Genomic DNA, 17,711 nt, shown 5'->3' on the forward strand with positions numbered 1-17,711 from the left:
TTCTGGCAAAACGCGGATTTTCTCATGGGAGAGAATGGCCGCCATGACAGCCCCGGCACCGCTGGACTACTGGCGCCGCAGCCGCCGCCTCACGGCCTGGCTGCTGCTGGCCTGGGCGTTCGTGGCCTTCGCGCCGGTGTACTTCGCGCGTGAACTCAGCGTCGAGGTGTTCGGCTGGCCGCTGGGCTTCTGGCTGGCGTCCCAGGGAGCGCTGCTCGGCTTCTGCGCCATCGTCATCGTCTACGCAGCGCGCATGAGCCGGCTGGAAAAGGACATGGGCGCGGAGCCTTGAGCCGCCGGGGCCGGTGCCCCGCCACCACCGCGGTCGTGGGCTTGTGGCTGCCCGGCACGCATGCTAGAACTTCAGGCAGGCGCATTGCTCGGAGTCGATGTGATGAACAAGCCGGTCCTGCAGTCGATAGCACTTGCCTCGTTGGCCGCTGGCTCGCTGAGCAGCGCCCGGGCGGCCCCCATCAGCCCCAGCTTCGCCTGCGCCGATGGCGCGGACGCGACGGCCGGCGGCACGGTCAGCTGGCCATCCGGCAGCGCCGTCGGGCCCACGCTGACCTTTGACTTCTACGACAACAGCGTCAGCCCCGACATCACCTCCAAGCTCGACTGCAGCGGCGGCGTGTTCTCAGAGACCGTGGTCGGGCGCAAATCCGGCGAGGGCCAGAAAGACTTCCTCAAGGTCACCCTCAAGGAAGTTCTCGTCGCGGGCTATGCACCGGCCAGCGACAGCCACATCAAGCTCGGTGTCACCCAGGTGCTCGGTGCTCTGCTCAACGGCGTGCAGACCTACGACACCTATTGGGACATCACCGGCGACTACCTGCTCAGCAATTTCGATGGTGGATCTTCGCAGCTGACCAACTTCCTGGGCATCAAGCTGCAGACCACGCACAAGTTCGGTGGCCTGTCTTCGCTGAAGTACGACTACACCTCGCGTGTCCTCGAGTTCTCGGCCGAACTGCCTCAGAGCGACGGCGTGCTCAGCCTGGTGGACAGCCCGCGCACGCTGCCCGAGCCCGCCTCGCTGGCGCTGCTGGGCACCGGCCTGCTCGGGGCAGCCGCCGCGCGCCGTCGGCGCCGTGGCTGGTAGGTCGCGGCGGCGCGCGTGGCTGCCACGATCTACGACCAGGTCCGCTATCCGGGCAAGTTCTATCCGCAGTCGTCCGCCAACCGGCTGGCGACGCTAGGGAGGCTGTGCGGCCTGCCGACGCCGCTGCCCGCCGGCTGCCGGCTGCTCGAACTGGGCTGCGGCGACGGCGGCAACCTGATTCCGCAGGCGGTGGCCTTCCCGGGCGCGCAGTTCTTCGGCGTCGATCTCGCGGCTTCGGCGGTGGCCGAGGGCCGCCAGACGATCGCTGCGCTGGGGCTGACGAATGTCGCGCTGCACGTCGGCGACATCGGCGGCTTCGACCCCGGCCCCGAGCCCTTCGACTTCATCGTGGCCCACGGCGTGCTGTCGTGGGTGCCCGACGACGTGCGCCAGGCGCTCCTGGCGCTGTGCGGGCGCTGCCTGGCGCCGCATGGCGTGGCCTATCTGAGCTACAGCGCGCTGCCAGGCGGTTATCTGCGCAACGTGCCGCGCGATCTGATGCGCTTTCGCACCCGCGCCATCACCGACCCGCAACAGCGCACGCGTGCGGCGCGCGAGGCGGTGGACTTCATGCGCGCCGCCGTGCCCGGCCAGGCCTTCACGCAGGAGCTGCTGGACCGCGAGATGGCTGGCTTCGACGGCAAGGACTATTTCCTGCTGCACGACCTGCTCGCGGACGACAACGAGCCGCTGTACTTCCTGGACCTGATCGACGCCGCGGCCGGCTGCGGCCTGCAGTTCCTGGCCGAGGCGGAGTTCGGCGCGATGTCGACGGCGGCCTATCCGCCGGCGGTGAAGCGTCAGCTGGATGCCTTGCCCCGGCTGGAGCGCGAGCAGTACATCGATTTCGTGCAGCTGCGGCGCTTCCGCCAGACCCTGCTGTGTCGCCAGGGGCCAGCCGTCGATCTGGTGGTGACGCCGCAGCGCTTGGCCGGGCTGCAGCTCTCGACGCGGGCACGGCGCGTGAGCGCCGCAGCCGATGTCCGCGCGGCGGGGCCCATGGAGTTCCGTCACCCCTACCAGGGCAGCTTCCGCGCCGACGAGCCGGCGGCCAAAGCACTGATGTGCGCGCTGGCCGATGGCGATCTGCGCGGCATGGACTTCGCCATGCTGGCGGCCTCGGTCGAAGGCCTGCTGCAATTGTCAGCGCCCGACCCCGGGCTGCCTCAAGCCGTGGTCTCGGCCCTGCTGTCGCTGCATGCGCGCGACCTCGTCGAGATTCATGCCGCGCGCTGGGATTTCTGCCCAGGCGTCGGCAGCCATCCGCGCGCCAGCCGTCATGTGCGCAGGCTGGCCGAGCGCGGCGCGCCGGTCGTCACCGCCGCTCACGGCACCTTCCTGTTGCCCACGCCGCTGCTGCGCCGCCTGGTGCCGCTGCTGGACGGCACGCGTGATCAGGGCGAACTGCTGGAGGCGCTGGTGGCCGCGACGCCACCGGCCGAGCGTGAGGGTCTGGACGCTGCCGCTCTGGGCCGGCGCCTGCAGATGCTGGCCGACAACGCGCTGCTGGTGGGCTGAGGGCCCGGGGCGGGTTAGCGCAGGAAGTCTTCCAAGGCCCGCGCCAGCGCCTCGGGCTGGTCGTGGTGCAGCATGTGGCCGGCGTCCTGCAGGACGGTCTGGCGCAGGTCAGGCACCAGGGCCAGCCGGGCCTCGAAATCGGCACGCGGGTAGCGTGTGCCCCAGAAGCGCGTCAGCTGGTCGTCGCTGCCCTCCACCCACAGCACCGGCGCTGCGATGCGCTGCCAGCAGGCCAGCACTTCGGCCTTGCGGTAGAGCATCGGGTTGGCGAGCTTGTGGGCCGGGTCCGCATTCAGCTGGAAGCCCTCGGGGGTCTCGCGCGACCAATGACCGGCCAGCCAGGCCGCCTTGTCCCCGGCCAGGCGCGGGTTGTTCTTCATCAGCCGTTCGGCCACGTCGGCCAGCGTCGCGTAGGGCCGCAGCGAGGGCGGGTCCTTCAGCTCATCCAGCCATTTGGCCAGGCGTTCGGGCGCCGCCGCGGGAGAAACGTCGGGCATGCCGAAGCCTTCGAGATTGACGAGGCGGCGGATGCGCTGCGGGCGGACGCCGGCGTAGCTCATCGCGACATTGCCGCCCATGCTGTGGCCGGCCAAGTCCACGGGCGCGCCGGGGCTGACGGCATCCAGCAATGCGTCGAGGTCGCCGAGGTAGTCGGGGAACCAGTAGCAGTCGGTGCCCGTCGTGGCGCTAAGGCCGAAGCCGCGCCAGTCCAGCGTAACGATCTCGCGATCGTCCCGCAGCGCGTCGACGACGAACTGGAAGGACGCGCCGACGTCCATCCAGCCGTGCACCATGACCAGCGGCGGGCGGCCAGGCAAGGGTTGACCCCAGCGCAGCACGTGGTGGCGCAGGCCGCGCAGGGTCAAGAACTCGCTGCGGTGAGCGCGGCGTGGGGTGTAGACATCGGGCATATCCGCACTTTAGGACACGGCAGTCCGCTGACAATGCGGCCACCATGCCTGAACCCCGCCACGACATCCGCCCTGCCGAGCCGCGCGACCTGCCTGCCATCGTCCAGCTGATCGGCGAGCTCGCCGAGTTCGAGCACCTGACCCATCTGCTCGAAGTGACGCCGGCCAAGCTCGAACCCCACCTCTTCGGCGACGAGCCGGTGGCGGAGTGCATGGTGGGCGAGGTTCGTGGCGAGGTCGTCGCCTTCGCCCTTTACTACACCAACTTCTCGACCTTCCTGGCCAAGCCCGGCCTCTACCTGGAAGACCTCTACGTGCGCCCGGCCCATCGCCGCAGCGGCCTGGGCAAGGCCATGCTGATCCAGCTCGCCCAGCTCGCCTGCGAGCGCGGCTACGGCCGCTTCGACTGGACCGTGCTGGACTGGAACGAGGATGCCATCCGCTTCTACCAGAAGCTGGGCGCCGAGGTCATGCCGGACTGGCGCATCTGCCGCCTCACCGGCGAGGCGCTGGCGCGCTACGCCGACGGCGACCGCCCCAGCATGTGGTCGCCCTCGGCCTGGCTGGGGCTGTAGCCGGCGCTCCCCGGGCAATCCATGAGGCCGGCGGTGGCGCCGCTGGCTAGCATTCGCCCCCTTGTCCCAACCGGGGGTGGCCCATGGTGGAAGACCGCTACGAGCAGCTGCACGCCGCTTTCCGCTGGCAGGTGCCGTCGGACTTCAACATCGCCGAGGCCTGCTGCGGCCGCTGGGCGCGGGACACACCCAACGCCACGGCCATCTTTTTCGACAGCGAAAGCGGCTGCCGCGCCCATTACAGCTACGGTCAGCTGCAGCGCGCCGCCAACCGGCTGTCCAACGCGCTGCTGAACCAAGGCGTGCGCCGCGGCCATCGCGTGGCCATCGTGCTGCCGCAGCGCTTCGAGACGGCCGTGGCCCACATCGCCATCCAGCAGATCGGCGCAGTGGCCATGCCGCTGTCCATGTTGTTCGGCGCCGAGGCGCTGGAATACCGGCTGCAGGACAGCGGTGCCGTGCTGGCCATCGCGGCCTGCGAGGCACTGCCGGCGCTGCGCGAGGTGAGGGCGCGCTGCCCGGCGCTGCGCCGCCTCGTCGTTGTCGGCGAATGCCCGGTCGATTGCGACGAACTGCCGTGGATGGAGGCCATGCAGGCCGAGGAAGCCCGCTTCAAGCCCGTGACGACCCAGGCCGACGACCCGGCCATCCTGATCTACACCAGCGGCACCACCGGCAACCCCAAGGGCGCGCTGATCCCGCAGCGGGCGCTGATCGGCAACCTGACCGGCTTCGTCGCCAGCCAGAACTGGTTCGGCTTCGACCCCTTCGACGCCAGCCAGCCCAGCGACGCCGTGTTCTGGAGCCCCGCCGACTGGGCCTGGACCGGCGGGCTGATGGACGCGCTGCTGCCCACGCTCTACTTCGGCCGGCCGATCGTGGCCTACCAGGGACGCTTCTCGGCCGCCAAGGCCTTCGAGCTGATGGCGGCCTACGGCGTCACGCACAGCTTCCTGTTCCCGACGGCGCTCAAGGCCATGATGAAGGCCGAGCCACGCCCCAAGCGCCACGGCCTGAAGCTGCGGGCGCTGATGAGCGCCGGCGAGGCGGTGGGTGACGCCGTGTTCGCCTGGTGCCGCGACGCACTGGGCGTGCCCGTCAACGAGATGTTCGGCCAGACCGAGATGAACTACGTCGTCGGCAACTGCCAGGCCCTGTGGCCGGCCAAGCCGGGCAGCATGGGTCGGGCCTACCCGGGCCACCGCGTGGCCGTCATCGACGACGAGGGCCGCGAGTGCGCGCCTGGCGAGACCGGCGAGGTGGCCGTCAACGCGCGCGACCGCCATGGCATGCCCGACCCGGTCTTCTTCCTCGGCTACTGGAACAACGAGGCCGCGACGAAGGCCAAGTTCACGGGCGACTGGTGCCGCACCGGCGACCTGGCCCGCAGCGACCGCGACGGCACGCTCTGGTACGAGGGCCGGGCCGACGACGTCTTCAAGTCCGCCGGCTACCGCATCGGGCCCGGCGAGATCGAGAACTGCCTGCTCAAGCATCCGGCCGTGGCCAATGCCGCCGTCGTGCCCAAGCCCGATGCCGAGCGCGGTGCGCTGGTCAAGGCCTATGTCGTGCTGGCCGAGGGCCACGCCGGCGACGCGGCGCTGGTGGAGGCGCTGCAGGCGCATGTGAAGGCCCGCCTGGCGCCCTACGAGTACCCCAAGGAGATCGAGTTCATCGACGCCCTGCCGATGACGACGACCGGCAAGGTGCAGCGCCGCGTGCTGAGGCTGCGCGAGCAGGAGCGTGCGGCAGCGGCGGCCTAGCCGGGCGAGGCGGTGGCCGTGGTGGCGCTGTCGCAGAGCCGCTTCATCCACCTCTTCATCGGCGGCACGGGCTGCCCGTTCCGGGCCTGTCTGCTGTGGCTGCGCATCAACCTGGCCATCGATGCGGCCGCAGGCGCTGGCGGCCGGGCGTTGAGCCTCACTTGCACTTGTAGGGCTTGCCCACCATGTTGATCGCCCGCGGGGCCACGTTCTCGTTGAAGCGGTCCGTGTCGGCGATGCGCGAGCGCAGCACCTCCATGCAGGTGTCGCCCCGGCGCAGCAGCACGCGGTGGTCGCTGGTGCGCTCGGCCACCCACTCGCCCGTGGCGCCGGCGGCATCGGCGATGCGGTCTTCCAGCGTGGGCCGGCGCGTGTTGCTGCGCTCGTCGCCGAGGGCCGGGTTGCGCGCGGCGGCGGTTGAGGCGGCGTAGCCGGGTGGCAGTGTCAGGCGCAGCGTGGTGCGCGGCGGCTCGGCGGGCAGGGCTTCCGCTGGCGGTGCGCCGGGCATTGCCGGCGCGGCGGGCGCCGGCGCCGCCTCGGCCGTGAAGGCCGGTGGCGCGATGACGGGGGGCGCGGGCGTGCGCGGCGACGGCCGGCGCACCTCAGGCGGTGGCGGTTCCACGCGCCTGGGCAGCACGATGCGCACGGTCGTCACGCGCCGCTCGCCCGGGCCGCCCAGGCCCGCGGGTCGGTGCAGCCACAGCGCCGCCATCAGCGCCAAGTGCAGCCCGAGGACGAGGCCGCGTGCAGCCCAGCGGTGGTCCATGCCGGACTAGAACTTCACGCTGAGCTTGCTGCCCGCCGGCGGCAGCAGGCGGGCCGTGTCGGGCCAGTTCTCCTGGCCGTTGAGCAGCGTGCAGGGGCGGCCCTTGTCGCCCTTGCCGGCGTCGGGGTCGCGTTCCCCAGAGGCCTGCGGCAGCGGCAGGCCCAGTAGTTGCCCGTTCTCCCGCCACTCCAGCTCCCAGGTGGGCGTGGCGCTGCAGATGCGCACGGCTTCGATGCGCGGGAACAGCCAGCGCAGATACCAGGGCAGCAGCTCCTCGCGCAGCGTGCGGGCCACGCGCATGACCTGGCGCACCTTGGCCAGCGTGAGCTGCTCCGGCGGCACGGTCAGCTCGATGCTGCCGCGCACGGCCATCCGGCCCTTGCCGGCGTTGGTGGCGAGGTCGGCCGTCCTGGCTTCGGCCTCGGGCAGCACGGGCAGGTCGAAGCGGCCATCGGCGTCGATCTTGAGGGGGTAGTCTGCGTCATCGCTGCGCACGGCCATGCGGATGTCGGTCAGCGGGATCTTGGTCTTCTCGGCGTCGACCTTGAAGTCCATGCGAAACAGGCCCTCGCCATGCTTGCCCAGCTTGGCCAGCAGGCTGTTGATCTGGCCGTAGGGCAGCACGCTGCCGTCGCGCTTGAGTTCGGTCTTGACCGTGGGCAGCACTTCGGTCTGGGCATGGGCGGCCGCGGTGGCGGCCAGCAGGCAGGCGAGCAGGATTCGCATGGAGGTCAGGGCAGGTCGTCGGAGGGTTCGGGGCCGGGTTCCCAGGCGAGCAGGTCGCCGGGCTGGCATTGCAGGGCCTCGCAGATGCGCGAGAGGGTGTCGAAGCGCACGCCGCGCACCTTGCCGCTCTTGAGCAGCGACAGATTGGCCTCGGTGATGCCCACGCGCTCGGCCAGCTCGCGCGAGCGCATCTTGCGGCGCGCAAGCATGACGTCCAGGGTCACGATGATGGGCATCAGATGAACTCTGCGTTCTCGTCGGCGACGCGAGCGGCTTCGTGGAGGACTTGCGCCAGCGCCAGCAGCAGCAGCCCGAACAGCAGGGCGAGGTAGTGATCGGACGACAGGCCGACCCACAGCTGGCGCTCACCCTTGGGGTTGCCCCAGGTCAGCGCGAGGATGGCCAGCGTGTGCCCCAGCGGCTGGGCCACCGACAGCGCGCACAGCCCCAGGCCCAGGTGCCGCAGATGCTGGGCCGGGCGGGTCGCCAGCAGCTCGCCCTGGGCGAAGCAGCCGAACAGCGACCACATCTGCCACAGCGCGAACAGGCTCACCGACGTCGGCAGCATGGACGCCGCCAGCCCCCACAGCCGCGAGCCCAGGTCGAGTTGCAGCTTGCTCAGGTTCCAGGTGCGGGCCGCCACCTCGGTCACCCAGTCCGGCTGGGCCCAGAAGATGAAGGGCAGGGTGCCGATGACCACCAGCCCGAACAGGCAGAGCAGCCGCACGATCCAGGCCAGGCGGCGAATGCGGCGCAGGCCGTCGGCGGAGAATGAGTCGGGCATGTCGGCCTTCGCAAAACAGGAAAAACTTACTGTAAAACAATAATTGCTTGCTGTTCGATGGCAATATGACCCGTCCCCGAGAATGAAGGGATGAGCAAGAAGAGCAGCCATGTCAGCGAGACCCCCGCTACCCAGGCCCTGAAGCGTGCCGGCATCGCCTTCACCGAGCATGTCTACGACTATGTGGAGCACGGCGGCACGGCCGAGTCGTCCAGGCAGCTGGGGGTGGACGAGCATGCCGTCGTCAAGACGCTGGTGATGCAGGACGAGCGCGCCGAGCCGCTGATCGTGCTGATGCACGGCGATTGCAGCGTCAGCCTCAAGGAGCTGGCGCGCCAGATCCCGTGCAAGAAGGTCGAGCCCTGCAAGCCCGAAGTGGCCCAGCGCCACAGCGGCTACCAGGTGGGCGGCACCTCGCCCTTCGGCGTGCGCAAGGCCATGCCGGTGTTCGTCGAGTCCAGCATCCTGGCGCTGGAGAAGATCTGCATCAACGGCGGCCGGCGCGGCTATCTCGTCGGCATCGAGCCCCGGGTGTTGACCGAGCTGCTGGGCGCCCGCTCCGTGCAGTGCGCCAACGCCGGCTGAAGCCATGGCCCGGGATCGTGCGGCCATTGCGGCGTTCAACAACGCGGTATGGTGCGACGCCGTGTGCCGCGCCTACGGCGGCACGACGTCGTTCGACACGGGGCTGTGGTGCCACGCCGACCCGAGCCCACCCTATTTCCCCGGCGCGGTGACGCTGGCCGCCGACCTGGATGAAGGCCGGTTGATGCACGCCCTGCAGGGGCGGCCCGAGGTCATCGGCGTCAAGGACAGCTTCTGCCGGCTGGACCTGCGCGAGCACGGCTTCTCGAAGCTCTTCGAGGCTCGCTGGCTGTGGCGCGAGCCGCGCGTTGTGCAACCTCGTCAGGCCCATTTGCGCTGGGCCGTCGTCGACACGCCGGCCCTTCTCGAACAATGGGCTGCAGCCTGGTGGCCCGAGCCGGGGGCGTTGCCGGCGGGGCCCGCCGTATTCGGTACGGCGCTGCTGGCTGAACCGGCGGTGCAGCTGCTGGCCGGCTTCGGCGGTGATCGGCTGGTGGCCGGCTGCGCCGTCACCTGCAGCGACGGCGTGGCAGGTTTGAGCTGCAGCTTCTTCCCGGCGGGCGAGGCCGGGCGCCTGCGCGGCGAGATGCTGGCCATCGTGCAAGCGCAGCATGCCGGCAAGGCGCTGGTGAGCTACGACCAGGGTGCGAACCTGGAGGCGCTGTTGGGCGAGGGCTTCGAAGGCGTCGGGCCGCTGCAGGTCTGGCTGGGCCGGCCGCCGGCCTGAGCGGCCGGGTTCTTCCCAGGTGGGCCCGGACGCCGGGCCAGGCCGGTGCGGCCCGACAATCGCGTCATGGACTCCCTCACTTCCCTGCTGGCCGCCGTCGCCGGCTACCTGATCGGTTCGCTTTCCTTCGCCGTCATCGTCAGCCGCGCCATGGGCCTGTCGGACCCGCGGTCCTACGGCTCGGGCAACCCCGGCGCGACCAACGTGCTGCGCTCGGGCAACAAGGCCGCGGCCATCCTGACGCTGGTGTTCGACGCCCTCAAGGGCTATCTGCCCGTGCTGGCCGTCTTCATCTGGGGCCCGCGTCTCGGCCTCGGTGAAGGCACGGCGGCGCTGGTGGGCCTGGGCGCCTTCCTGGGCCACCTGTGGCCCGTGTTCTTCCGCTTCCAGGGCGGCAAGGGCGTGGCCACGGCCGCGGGCGTTATCTTCGGCCTCAACCCGCTGCTAGGGGTTGCGACGCTGGCGACCTGGGCCATCATTGCCTGGTTCAGCCGCTACTCGTCCCTGGCCGCCATCGTGTCCGCCGCGTTCGCGCCGATGTATCAGTTGCTCATCTGGGAAGCCGGGCCGACCGCGCTGTGCCTGATCATCATGGGCCTGCTGCTGGTGTGGCGCCACCAGGCCAACATCAAGAAGCTGCTGGCCGGTACCGAGAGCAGGCTGGGCCAGAAGGCCGCGGGTGCCACGCCGCCGGCGGGCGCCAGCAAGAAGCATCCGCACGGCACCGGCCCGAGGCCGGCCGGGCATTCGCATCACCATCCCACACGAAAGAAGTGACCCCATGAGCAACAACATCGACCGCTTCGACGTCGGTCCCCGCATGTCCGAGATGGCCGTGCATAACGGCGTGGCCTACCTGGCCGGCCAGGTGCCCGAGGACACCACGGCCGACATCACCGGCCAGACGGCCCAGGTGCTGGCCGCCATCGACAAGCTGCTGGCCCGCGCCGGCACCGACAAGAGCCGCATCCTGCGCGCCGAGATCTTCCTGGCCGACCGCGCCGACTTCGCCGGCATGAACACCGCCTGGGAGGCCTGGGTGTCCGCCGGCCACACGCCGCCGCGCGCCACCGTCATCGCCGGCCTGGCACGGCCGGAGTGGAAGGTCGAGATCCTCGTCACGGCCGCCGTCTAAGGGCGTTCTGCCGGCGCCTGCGCGCGCCGGCGCCAGAACTCCACGTCGATGAGCTGCTCCGCGCCGGTGCGCGCGTTGACCAGCCAGAACTGACGTCCATCGGCGCTGATGCGCGCCACCTCGCCCTCGTGCCGCCCCGCGCTGACGCGCCGGCCGAGCGCATTGGCCGGGAAGCCCGGTTCGCGGGCCAGCGCCAGCAGCGGCGTCACCGCCCTGGTGTCGCCCGCCAGCCGCAACCGCTGCACTAGTGGCGCCAGCAGCGGGCTGGCCGCATCGGCCGGCGACACGAACAACACCAGCTTGGCCTGCGCCCGGCTCAGCGCGACGTTGAGCAGGCGCTGCGCTGCCTCGCCGTGCAGGAAGGGCTGGGCGCCGTCGGCCGGGTCGAACAGCACCACCGGCGCCTCGCTGCCCTGGGCGCGGTGCACCGTGCTGACGCGCAGCGATTCCGGCAGCCCCCGGGCGCGCAGGCGCTGGCGGATCAGCGCGCGTTGGGCGCGGAAGGGCGTCAGCACGACGAAGTCCTCGGGCCGCCAGTCGCCGCTGGCCAGCGCCTGTTCCAGCAGCCCGGCAATCGCCTCGGCCGACTCGCGCCGTACCGGCCCGCGCTCGGCGGCCACCCAGCCGCCGTCGGTCTTCAGCCGGTGCACATGCACGTGCACCTCGGCGGCGATGTCACCGAGCGGTCGCTGCCGCGCGGCCTGCCAGTCGGGCGAGGCCATCGCGTCGGCCGCCACGCGCAGCGCACCGGCGTAGAACAGCTCGCTGACCAGCTCGCCGATGGGCGGCGCCATGCGCGACTGTTCGTCCAGCAGTGCCACCGCGGGTCCGCCGCGCGGCATCTCGGCAAACGCCGAACGTCCCAGCCAGCGGCGGGCGAGACGGTCGTCGCTGCGCAGCACCGGCGAGAGCTGCTGCGGGTCGCCCGCAAACAGCCGTGCCCGGCCCAGCGACATCAGCGCGAGGGCGTGGGCGAGGCTGACCTGGCTGGCCTCGTCGAACACCAGCAGGTCGAAGGGCGGTTCGCCGGCGGGGCTCAATTCGCGCAGGGCTTTGAGCGTGAAGGCGGCGCGCGTCGTCGTCATGCCGGCCAGGCGGCAGCGCTGCAGCACCTTCAGCGACGCGGCGCGCAGCTCGTCGCGCAGCGCGGCCACGCGGTCCGCCCAGGCCTTGAGCGCCAGCGCGTCGCGGGCCGAGGGGCGGGCCGCCTCGGCGCGGGCCAGGCGGGCAATGAGCTCGCGGTCCTGCGTGGGCAGCAGGTGCTCGCGGCCCGCGTAGGCCGCGGCGTCGAAGCGCGTGCCCAGGCGCTGCACCGTCGCGCGCAGAGCCTCGCGCCGGCCCTTGAGCAAGGCCTTGTCGACGGCGAGCAGGGCCTGGTCCACCGCCTGGTTGGTGGTGGACAGCAGCAGCACGCGGGCGTGGGGGTGGCGGTCCAGGTATTCGGCCAGCAGCACGCCCAGCGTCGTCGTCTTGCCGGTGCCCGGCGGCCCCCACAGGAAGCTGCTGCTGTGGCCCACCAGCGCGAGTGCTGCGCGCTGGGCCGGGCGCAGCCAGCGGAAGGGCTCGCCCGTCAACGCGGCGGCGCCGGGCAGCGGCTGCGGGCGCGACAGGTCGGGCAGGCAGGCCAGGGCCCGCTCGGCCCAGGGCGTGTCCCACCATGCATCGGCCACGGCGTTCAGGAAGCGGGTGGGGTAGAGGCGAATCAGGTTTCCGGCCGGCGGCGGCGGGCTGCTGGCGTTCTGCAGCAGCAACTGGTCGTCCTCGGCCAGCACGGCCAGCACGCCGGCACCACCCTTGGCCGGCGCGCCCCACCAGGCGCTGGCGCCGTCCAGGCTGTCGTCCAGCAGCGCCTGGGCCGAAGCCGCGCCGGGCCGCTGGCCTTCGGCAAACACATAGCCGGGCTCCAGCGTGACGCGCCACAGCGCGCCGTCACGCTCGGCGTGCAGCACCTTGAAGTCGTAGTACTCGGGCGTGGCCGACAGCTCGGCGTTCAGGGCCGCTCGGAGGTCGGCGAGGCTCATGTCTCAGGCAGGGGCGGGGCGGGAAGGGCGCGACTGTAAAGGCCCCGGCCAAGACGCCTGAGCTTGACCTCGGACAAGTCCTGCCTGGCACCGGCCCGTTAGCCTGCCCGTCCCCCCACTGCCCGAGACCCCTGCATGTCCATCGAGTTGTTCCGCCAGGGCCGGCATGTCTGCGCGATGTTTTCCCGCCTCGGCGACGAGGGCGGCGACGCCGTGCAGTCCAACCAGTTCCTGCTCGTTAACGGCGACACCGGCGCCATCCTCGACCCCGGCGGCAACATCGCCTACAACGAGCTCTACCTCGGCATGTCGCGCTTCTTCCCGCCGCACAAGCTGGCCGCCGTGCTGGCCTCGCATGCCGACCCGGACATCATTGCCTCGCTGGACCGCTGGATGACGGCCACCGAGGCACCGGTCTACATCTCACGGCTATGGGAGCGCTTCGCGCCGCATTTCTGCAAGCCGGGCAAGACGGTGGGCCGCGTCGTCGGCCTGCCGGATGCCGGCGAGCGCCTGCGCCTGGGCACCGGCGCGGACCGCTTCGAGCTCTGGGCGCTGCCGGCCCACTTCCTGCACGCCGAGGGCAATTTCCAGTTCTATGACCCGGTCAGCCGCATCCTGTTCTCGGGCGACCTGGGCGCTTCGCTGGGCACCAGCCTGAACCCCGAGAAGCCGGTCAGCTCGCTGGCGGCCCACATCCCGCGCATGGAGGGCTTCCACCGTCGCTACATGGTCAGCAACAAGGTGCTGCGCCTGTGGGCCGCCATGGTGCGCCCGCTGGACATCCAGATGATCGCGCCCCAGCATGGCGCGCCCATGGTGGGCGCGGCGGTGGGCGAGTTCATCGATTGGGTCGAGCAACTGGAGTGCGGCGTGGACCTGTTCGGATCGGCGAACTACCGCGTGCCGGGCTGAGCCTGTTCCCGGGCCTGTAGCCAGGCCTGGGTCTGGGCGCCTCCTTATGGCGCCGCTGCGCGATGCGGGCGCGCGGGCGTGCGATTGTGGTGGGGGCGACGGCGTCGCTTGCCCTTCAGGGCTTGGCTTCGACGAGCAGCGTGGGCGTGATCGCCAGGGACAGCATCTCCATGTCCGCCGGGTTGTTGCTGCCCTTTTCGATCCGGGCCTGGACGCCGTTGCGCGTGATCAGCCGCGGCTTTAAGGCGACGGTCAGCGGGCTGCCCTTGCTGACCTCGGCCTGCAGCTCAATCCTGTCGTCGCCCAGGTCGCGGGCCACGATGGCGATGGCCAGGCTCTCCGGGGTGGGCGTGTCTGGCGTGCCGTTGAACATGACGGTCGCACGCTCACCGGCGCGCACGCGCACCGTGGGCTGGCTGGAGAGGGTCTTTTGGTCCTTGTCGGTGCCGGTGCGGTAGCTGATGTTCATCTTGAGCTCCAGCTGCGGCGCATTCGCGGGCGGGGCCTCGCTCTGTGCGGCGTAGGCGAGGCCGGCGACGGTGAGAAGCGCCGAGCCCAGGGCCAGGGCGCCGAGGCGAGACAAGGGGCGGGTTCGATTCAGCATGGCAATCCTTTCAACGAGCGGATGGGTGGTGCCCCAGCGGCTGGCCAGTGGCGCGCCGAAGTGCTGGAGGTCGTGTGCGGCGAGCAGGGCGCGGGTGTATTCGACCCGCGCGCCGGGGTGGGCGGCCAGCACGGCGGCGTCGCAGGCGAGTTCCTGGTCGGCCCGCAGGCGACGCGCGGCCCACCACGCTAGCGGGTTCCACCAGTGCAGCGCGGCCAGGGCGCAGGCGAGCAGGTTCCAGGCGTTGTCGAGCCGGTCGCGGTGCACCTGCTCGTGTGCCAGGATGAGCGTGCGCTGGGCGGGCGGGAAGCGTTGCTCGAAGTCCGCCGGCAGGGCGACGCGCGGCCGCAGCAGGCCCACGAGGGCGGGGCTGCTGCCTGCGGGCAGCAGCCCGCCGAGCCGGGCGAGACGCCACTGCTCGCTGGACTGACGCAGCGCCACCCCCGCCGCGCCGGCCAGCCACAGCACCAGCCAGACCGGCGCGGTGCCTGACGGCGGGGCGGACAAGGCGGCCGCAGCCGTTGCGGTGCGTGCGGGTGTCGCCAGCATGAGATGCAGCGGCTCGGCGGCCGGGCGGGGCAGGGCCGGCGTCAGCAGCAGGGCGGGTACCAGCAGCCACGCGGCGTACAGCGCACCGGCACCGGCGCGCTTGAACAGCGGGCGCAGCGCTGCCACCAGCAAAACGGCCAGGCTGAAAAGCGCGGCCTGCCGCAGCAGGGCGCCGAGCAGCGCCTCAGTCATGCCCCTGCTCCTTCAGCAGCGCCTTCAGCGCCGCGATGTCGTCGGCACCCAGCTTGCGCTCCGACGCGAACTGCGCCACCAGCGGGGCCAGACGCCCGCCGAAGAGGCGGTCGATGAGGGAGAGACCTGTGTCGGCCACCCAGGCGTCTTCGGGCACGGCCGGGGCGTAGAGGAAGCGCCGGCCGTCGCGCTCGGCCGTCACGGCGCCTTTCTTCAGCAGGCGGTTCAGCAGTGTCTTCACGGTGGCGAGCTGCCAGCCCTGCTGCGGGCCGAGGGCGGCAGCGATCTCGTCGGCGGCCTGTGGCGCGCGCTGCCAGAGCAGGCGCATGACCCGGGCCTCGGCGTCGCTGATGGGGGTGGGGGCCTTGCGCATGGATTACGTTTGTAAACGATGGCGAATGATTACGCCTGTAAACGAACTCGTCAAGCCCTTTGTCACGGCGTCGCCACGCCGTCGGCGTAGGCTGGCGGCTGATGCCGCCGTCGCGGCCAGGAGCCTGAGAGTGAGCCCCATCGATGACGAACTGGTGAAGCGCATTCACCGCGATCTGCAGGACGATCTCGACGAGGAGCTGGAGCTCGAACTGGAGGACCGCAACTACGGCGAGGTGCCGGGCGATGCGGGCGAGGGGCTGGAGCGCAGGCGCTATTTCCGCGAGCTGTTCCGGCTGCAGTGCGAGCTCGTCAAGCTGCAGGACTGGGTGCATCACACGGGCCACAAGGTCGTCATCCTGTTCGAGGGCCGCGACGCGGCCGGCAAGGGCGGCGTCATCAAGCGCATCACGCAGCGACTGAACCCGCGCGTGTGCCGCGTGGCCGCGCTGCCGGCGCCCAACGACCGCGAGCGCACGCAGTGGTATTTCCAGCGCTACGTGTCGCATCTGCCGGCGGCCGGCGAGATCGTGCTGTTCGACCGCAGCTGGTACAACCGCGCCGGCGTCGAGCGCGTGATGGGCTTCTGCACTGACGAGCAGTACGAGGAGTTCTTCCGCTCCGCGCCGGAGTTCGAGCGCATGCTGCAGCGCTCGGGCATCCAGCTCATCAAGTACTGGTTCTCCATCAGCGACGACGAGCAGCGCGTGCGCTTCCTGGGTCGCATCCACGACCCGCTGAAGCAGTGGAAGCTGAGCCCCATGGATCTGGAATCGCGCCGCCGCTGGGAGGAGTACACCAAGGCCAAGGAGGTGATGCTGGAGCGCACCCACATCCCCGAGTCGCCGTGGTGGGTGGTGCCGGCCGACGACAAGAAGCGCGCGCGGCTGAACTGCATCCACCATCTGCTGAGCCAGATGCCTTACCAGGAGGTGGTGCATGCCGACATCGAGCTGCCGGCGCGCGAGCGGCGCGAGGACTACATCCGCCACCCGGTGCCGGGCGACATCATCGTGCCCGAGGTCTATTGAGCCAGGGCTAGCATCCAGGCGTGCTGCCCCGCTCGCTGCTCGCCGTCGTCGCCTTGACCGCCCTGGTTTCCTGGGCCTGGCGCAGCCATGTCGCCGCGGATGACGGCCGGACGCTGAGGCAGCTGGCCCGGCCCGGCGACATCCGCATGCTGTCGTCCGAGACCTGCCCCTGGTGCCTGGCCGCGCGGCGCTGGATGACGCAGGAGGGCATTCCGTTCCAGGAATGCTTCGTCGAGCGCGACGCCGCCTGCCTGACCGACTACCAGGCCCTGGGAGCGGCCGGCACGCCGACGCTGGTGGTGCGCGGCCGGCGCATCGTCGGCTTCGACCGCGCAGGCATCGCCGATGCGCTGGCGGTCAGCCCGCCGGCCGGTCGTTGAAGAGCTCTTCGCACTCGGCCTGCAACATCCTGGCGAGGTCCGGCCCGGCCTGGGCCGGCGCTGCGGCGGGTGCAGGGGCGGCAGCGGCAGCGCCACCGGCCAGCCCTGGGTAGAGGGCCTGGAAGAAGCAGGCCATCACATGGCCTACGCCGCGCTCCGTCACCTCGCGCAGGTCGCCCTGCAGATACTGGCCGAACGACGCCACGTGGCTGACGATCTCGAAGGACGGGAAGTACAGCACCCCGTCGTCGGCCGCCGCCAGCTCGCCGCAGGCCGAGCGCAGCGTGGACTTGGAGTAGCTCGACGCCAGCAGCACATGCTCGCCCGAGTAGGTGGCCACCAGCGGCACGGGCGAGACCGTGAAGATGAAGCGCACGCCCGGATTCACGCGGCGTACCAGGGCGACGAGGCGCTGCAGGTCGGCCAGCACCTCGGCGTGGGTCAGGTTGCGGAAGGCGTGCAGCGCGGCGTCGTACTGCCCCCGGGCGGTGCCGGGGCAGACCGGGTAGGTGTGGCCGCGCCCGGCGTGGTACCAGGTCTCGGTCAGGCCCAGCGTGAAGACGAAGACGTCGCAGCTCTCGAACATCAGCCGCACGCGGCCGAGGTGGTAGGCGCGGTCGGCGCGGGCATGGGCGAGGTTGTCGAATCCGCCCTTCACGGCGTTGGGGCGCAGCAGGTCGTAGACGCGGCCGTCGTCCTCGGCGTAGTCGTCAATCTGAGGCCGCACGTCCAGGGCCTGCTCGGCCAGCTCCAGCGCCTGGCGCGGGCTGTAGAGGTTGCCGAAGCGGGCGGAGAAGGTCTGGTAGTCGCTGCCGTCGCGGCCGGCGGCCTGCTCCAGCGGGTGGGGCTGCTCCACCAGCATGGGCTGCATGCCGCGCAGCCGCATGTGCCGGGCGATGTGCTGGGCGAAGCAGCTGCCCGCGGTGGCCACGCGCGCGTCGGGCGTGAGCTGGAACTTCGGCCGGCCGATCAGGTCCAGGTCGCGCCAGGCGGTCTCGCTGACGGCACGCTTCCAGAACGCGCGGTCGGGTTGTTGCTGGTAGGGATGCATGGTC

Annotated in this window: 21 protein-coding genes; 12 read left to right on the forward strand and 9 right to left on the reverse strand. The window is 71.0% G+C overall.

The genetic code is table 11. The features are described 5' to 3' along the window. Nucleotides 1-43: 43 nt before the first annotated feature. From AC07VX_RS24515 to AC07VX_RS24525, 3 genes are all read left to right on the forward strand, one after another. Complete coding sequence (locus AC07VX_RS24515; RefSeq protein ID WP_493166799.1) at nucleotides 44-292, forward strand: DUF4212 domain-containing protein; 249 nt, start codon at nucleotides 44-46, stop codon at nucleotides 290-292. A 102-nt stretch (nucleotides 293-394) separates the two neighbouring features. After that, the gene (locus tag AC07VX_RS24520; RefSeq protein WP_493166800.1) at nucleotides 395-1,102 is read left to right on the forward strand and encodes a PEP-CTERM sorting domain-containing protein; all 708 of its coding nucleotides are present in this window, start codon (nucleotides 395-397) and stop codon (nucleotides 1,100-1,102) included. Between the two features lie 15 nt (nucleotides 1,103-1,117). Continuing rightward, nucleotides 1,118-2,620 carry a methyltransferase regulatory domain-containing protein gene (locus AC07VX_RS24525; protein WP_493166801.1) on the forward strand — a complete coding sequence of 501 codons (1,503 nt, stop codon included), beginning with the start codon at nucleotides 1,118-1,120 and terminating at the stop codon, nucleotides 2,618-2,620. 14 nt (nucleotides 2,621-2,634) lie between these two features. Here the strand turns inward: AC07VX_RS24525 and AC07VX_RS24530 are convergent, their stop codons facing one another. Beyond that, nucleotides 2,635-3,531: an alpha/beta fold hydrolase gene (locus AC07VX_RS24530; RefSeq protein ID WP_493166802.1), complete on the reverse strand. Its 897-nt coding sequence runs from the start codon at nucleotides 3,529-3,531 to the stop codon at nucleotides 2,635-2,637. A 44-nt stretch (nucleotides 3,532-3,575) separates the two neighbouring features. Between AC07VX_RS24530 and AC07VX_RS24535 the strand changes: the two genes are divergently transcribed. Next, a complete protein-coding gene (locus AC07VX_RS24535; protein WP_493166803.1) occupies nucleotides 3,576-4,106 on the forward strand; it encodes a GNAT family N-acetyltransferase in 531 nt (176 codons plus the stop codon). An 83-nt stretch (nucleotides 4,107-4,189) separates the two neighbouring features. Next, a complete protein-coding gene (locus AC07VX_RS24540) occupies nucleotides 4,190-5,869 on the forward strand; it encodes an acetate--CoA ligase (RefSeq protein WP_493166804.1) in 1,680 nt (559 codons plus the stop codon). Between the two features lie 157 nt (nucleotides 5,870-6,026). Here AC07VX_RS24540 and AC07VX_RS24545 read toward each other — a convergent pair whose 3' ends face one another. The 4 genes from AC07VX_RS24545 to AC07VX_RS24560 are packed head-to-tail and all read right to left on the reverse strand — an operon-like array spanning nucleotide 6,027 to nucleotide 8,145. Then, the gene (locus AC07VX_RS24545) at nucleotides 6,027-6,635 is read right to left on the reverse strand and encodes a hypothetical protein (RefSeq protein WP_493166805.1); all 609 of its coding nucleotides are present in this window, start codon (nucleotides 6,633-6,635) and stop codon (nucleotides 6,027-6,029) included. A gap of 6 nt (nucleotides 6,636-6,641) precedes the next feature. After that, nucleotides 6,642-7,361 carry a hypothetical protein gene (locus AC07VX_RS24550; RefSeq protein ID WP_493166806.1) on the reverse strand — a complete coding sequence of 240 codons (720 nt, stop codon included), beginning with the start codon at nucleotides 7,359-7,361 and terminating at the stop codon, nucleotides 6,642-6,644. Between the two features lie 5 nt (nucleotides 7,362-7,366). Beyond that, nucleotides 7,367-7,597, reverse strand: a complete 231-nt coding sequence (locus AC07VX_RS24555; protein ID WP_493166807.1) for a helix-turn-helix domain-containing protein — start codon at nucleotides 7,595-7,597, stop codon at nucleotides 7,367-7,369. Continuing rightward, nucleotides 7,597-8,145, reverse strand: coding sequence for a DUF2975 domain-containing protein (locus AC07VX_RS24560; RefSeq protein ID WP_493166808.1), 549 nt, complete (start codon nucleotides 8,143-8,145; stop codon nucleotides 7,597-7,599). The genes AC07VX_RS24555 and AC07VX_RS24560 overlap by 1 nt, the downstream gene beginning before the upstream one ends. Nucleotides 8,146-8,235: 90 nt before the next feature. Between AC07VX_RS24560 and AC07VX_RS24565 the strand changes: the two genes are divergently transcribed. From AC07VX_RS24565 to AC07VX_RS24580, 4 genes are all read left to right on the forward strand, one after another. Beyond that, nucleotides 8,236-8,730, forward strand: coding sequence for an aminoacyl-tRNA deacylase (locus AC07VX_RS24565; RefSeq protein WP_493166809.1), 495 nt, complete (start codon nucleotides 8,236-8,238; stop codon nucleotides 8,728-8,730). 4 nt (nucleotides 8,731-8,734) lie between these two features. Continuing rightward, nucleotides 8,735-9,457 carry a hypothetical protein gene (locus AC07VX_RS24570; RefSeq protein WP_493166810.1) on the forward strand — a complete coding sequence of 241 codons (723 nt, stop codon included), beginning with the start codon at nucleotides 8,735-8,737 and terminating at the stop codon, nucleotides 9,455-9,457. Between the two features lie 66 nt (nucleotides 9,458-9,523). Beyond that, nucleotides 9,524-10,234, forward strand: coding sequence for a glycerol-3-phosphate 1-O-acyltransferase PlsY (gene plsY / locus AC07VX_RS24575; protein WP_493166811.1), 711 nt, complete (start codon nucleotides 9,524-9,526; stop codon nucleotides 10,232-10,234). Nucleotides 10,235-10,238: 4 nt separating this feature from the next. After that, nucleotides 10,239-10,592 carry a RidA family protein gene (locus AC07VX_RS24580; RefSeq protein ID WP_493166812.1) on the forward strand — a complete coding sequence of 118 codons (354 nt, stop codon included), beginning with the start codon at nucleotides 10,239-10,241 and terminating at the stop codon, nucleotides 10,590-10,592. On the opposite strand, the gene AC07VX_RS24585 is transcribed toward AC07VX_RS24580, so the two are convergent. Continuing rightward, nucleotides 10,589-12,613: a DEAD/DEAH box helicase gene (locus tag AC07VX_RS24585; protein ID WP_493166813.1), complete on the reverse strand. Its 2,025-nt coding sequence runs from the start codon at nucleotides 12,611-12,613 to the stop codon at nucleotides 10,589-10,591. The genes AC07VX_RS24580 and AC07VX_RS24585 overlap by 4 nt on opposite strands. 135 nt (nucleotides 12,614-12,748) lie before the next feature. Here AC07VX_RS24585 and AC07VX_RS24590 point away from each other — a divergent pair, with 135 nt between their 5' ends. After that, complete coding sequence (locus AC07VX_RS24590) at nucleotides 12,749-13,528, forward strand: oxygen-binding di-iron domain-containing protein (RefSeq protein ID WP_493166814.1); 780 nt, start codon at nucleotides 12,749-12,751, stop codon at nucleotides 13,526-13,528. Nucleotides 13,529-13,643: 115 nt separating this feature from the next. On the opposite strand, the gene AC07VX_RS24595 is transcribed toward AC07VX_RS24590, so the two are convergent. Further along, on the reverse strand, nucleotides 13,644-14,873 hold the full coding sequence (locus AC07VX_RS24595; protein ID WP_493166815.1) for a M56 family metallopeptidase: 1,230 nt from the start codon (nucleotides 14,871-14,873) through the stop codon (nucleotides 13,644-13,646). After that, on the reverse strand, nucleotides 14,866-15,246 hold the full coding sequence (locus tag AC07VX_RS24600) for a BlaI/MecI/CopY family transcriptional regulator (protein ID WP_493166816.1): 381 nt from the start codon (nucleotides 15,244-15,246) through the stop codon (nucleotides 14,866-14,868). The genes AC07VX_RS24595 and AC07VX_RS24600 overlap by 8 nt, the downstream gene beginning before the upstream one ends. 130 nt (nucleotides 15,247-15,376) lie before the next feature. Here AC07VX_RS24600 and ppk2 point away from each other — a divergent pair, with 130 nt between their 5' ends. Both ppk2 and AC07VX_RS24610 read left to right on the forward strand, forming a co-directional pair. Then, nucleotides 15,377-16,276 carry a polyphosphate kinase 2 gene (gene ppk2 / locus AC07VX_RS24605; RefSeq protein WP_493166817.1) on the forward strand — a complete coding sequence of 300 codons (900 nt, stop codon included), beginning with the start codon at nucleotides 15,377-15,379 and terminating at the stop codon, nucleotides 16,274-16,276. Nucleotides 16,277-16,296: 20 nt separating this feature from the next. Then, complete coding sequence (locus AC07VX_RS24610; protein ID WP_493166818.1) at nucleotides 16,297-16,656, forward strand: glutaredoxin family protein; 360 nt, start codon at nucleotides 16,297-16,299, stop codon at nucleotides 16,654-16,656. On the opposite strand, the gene AC07VX_RS24615 is transcribed toward AC07VX_RS24610, so the two are convergent. Then, nucleotides 16,634-17,707, reverse strand: a complete 1,074-nt coding sequence (locus tag AC07VX_RS24615; protein WP_493166819.1) for a GSCFA domain-containing protein — start codon at nucleotides 17,705-17,707, stop codon at nucleotides 16,634-16,636. The genes AC07VX_RS24610 and AC07VX_RS24615 overlap by 23 nt on opposite strands. Nucleotides 17,708-17,711: the final 4 nt, after the last annotated feature.

The organism is Roseateles sp. GW821-FHT03B02 (assembly GCF_059421025.1).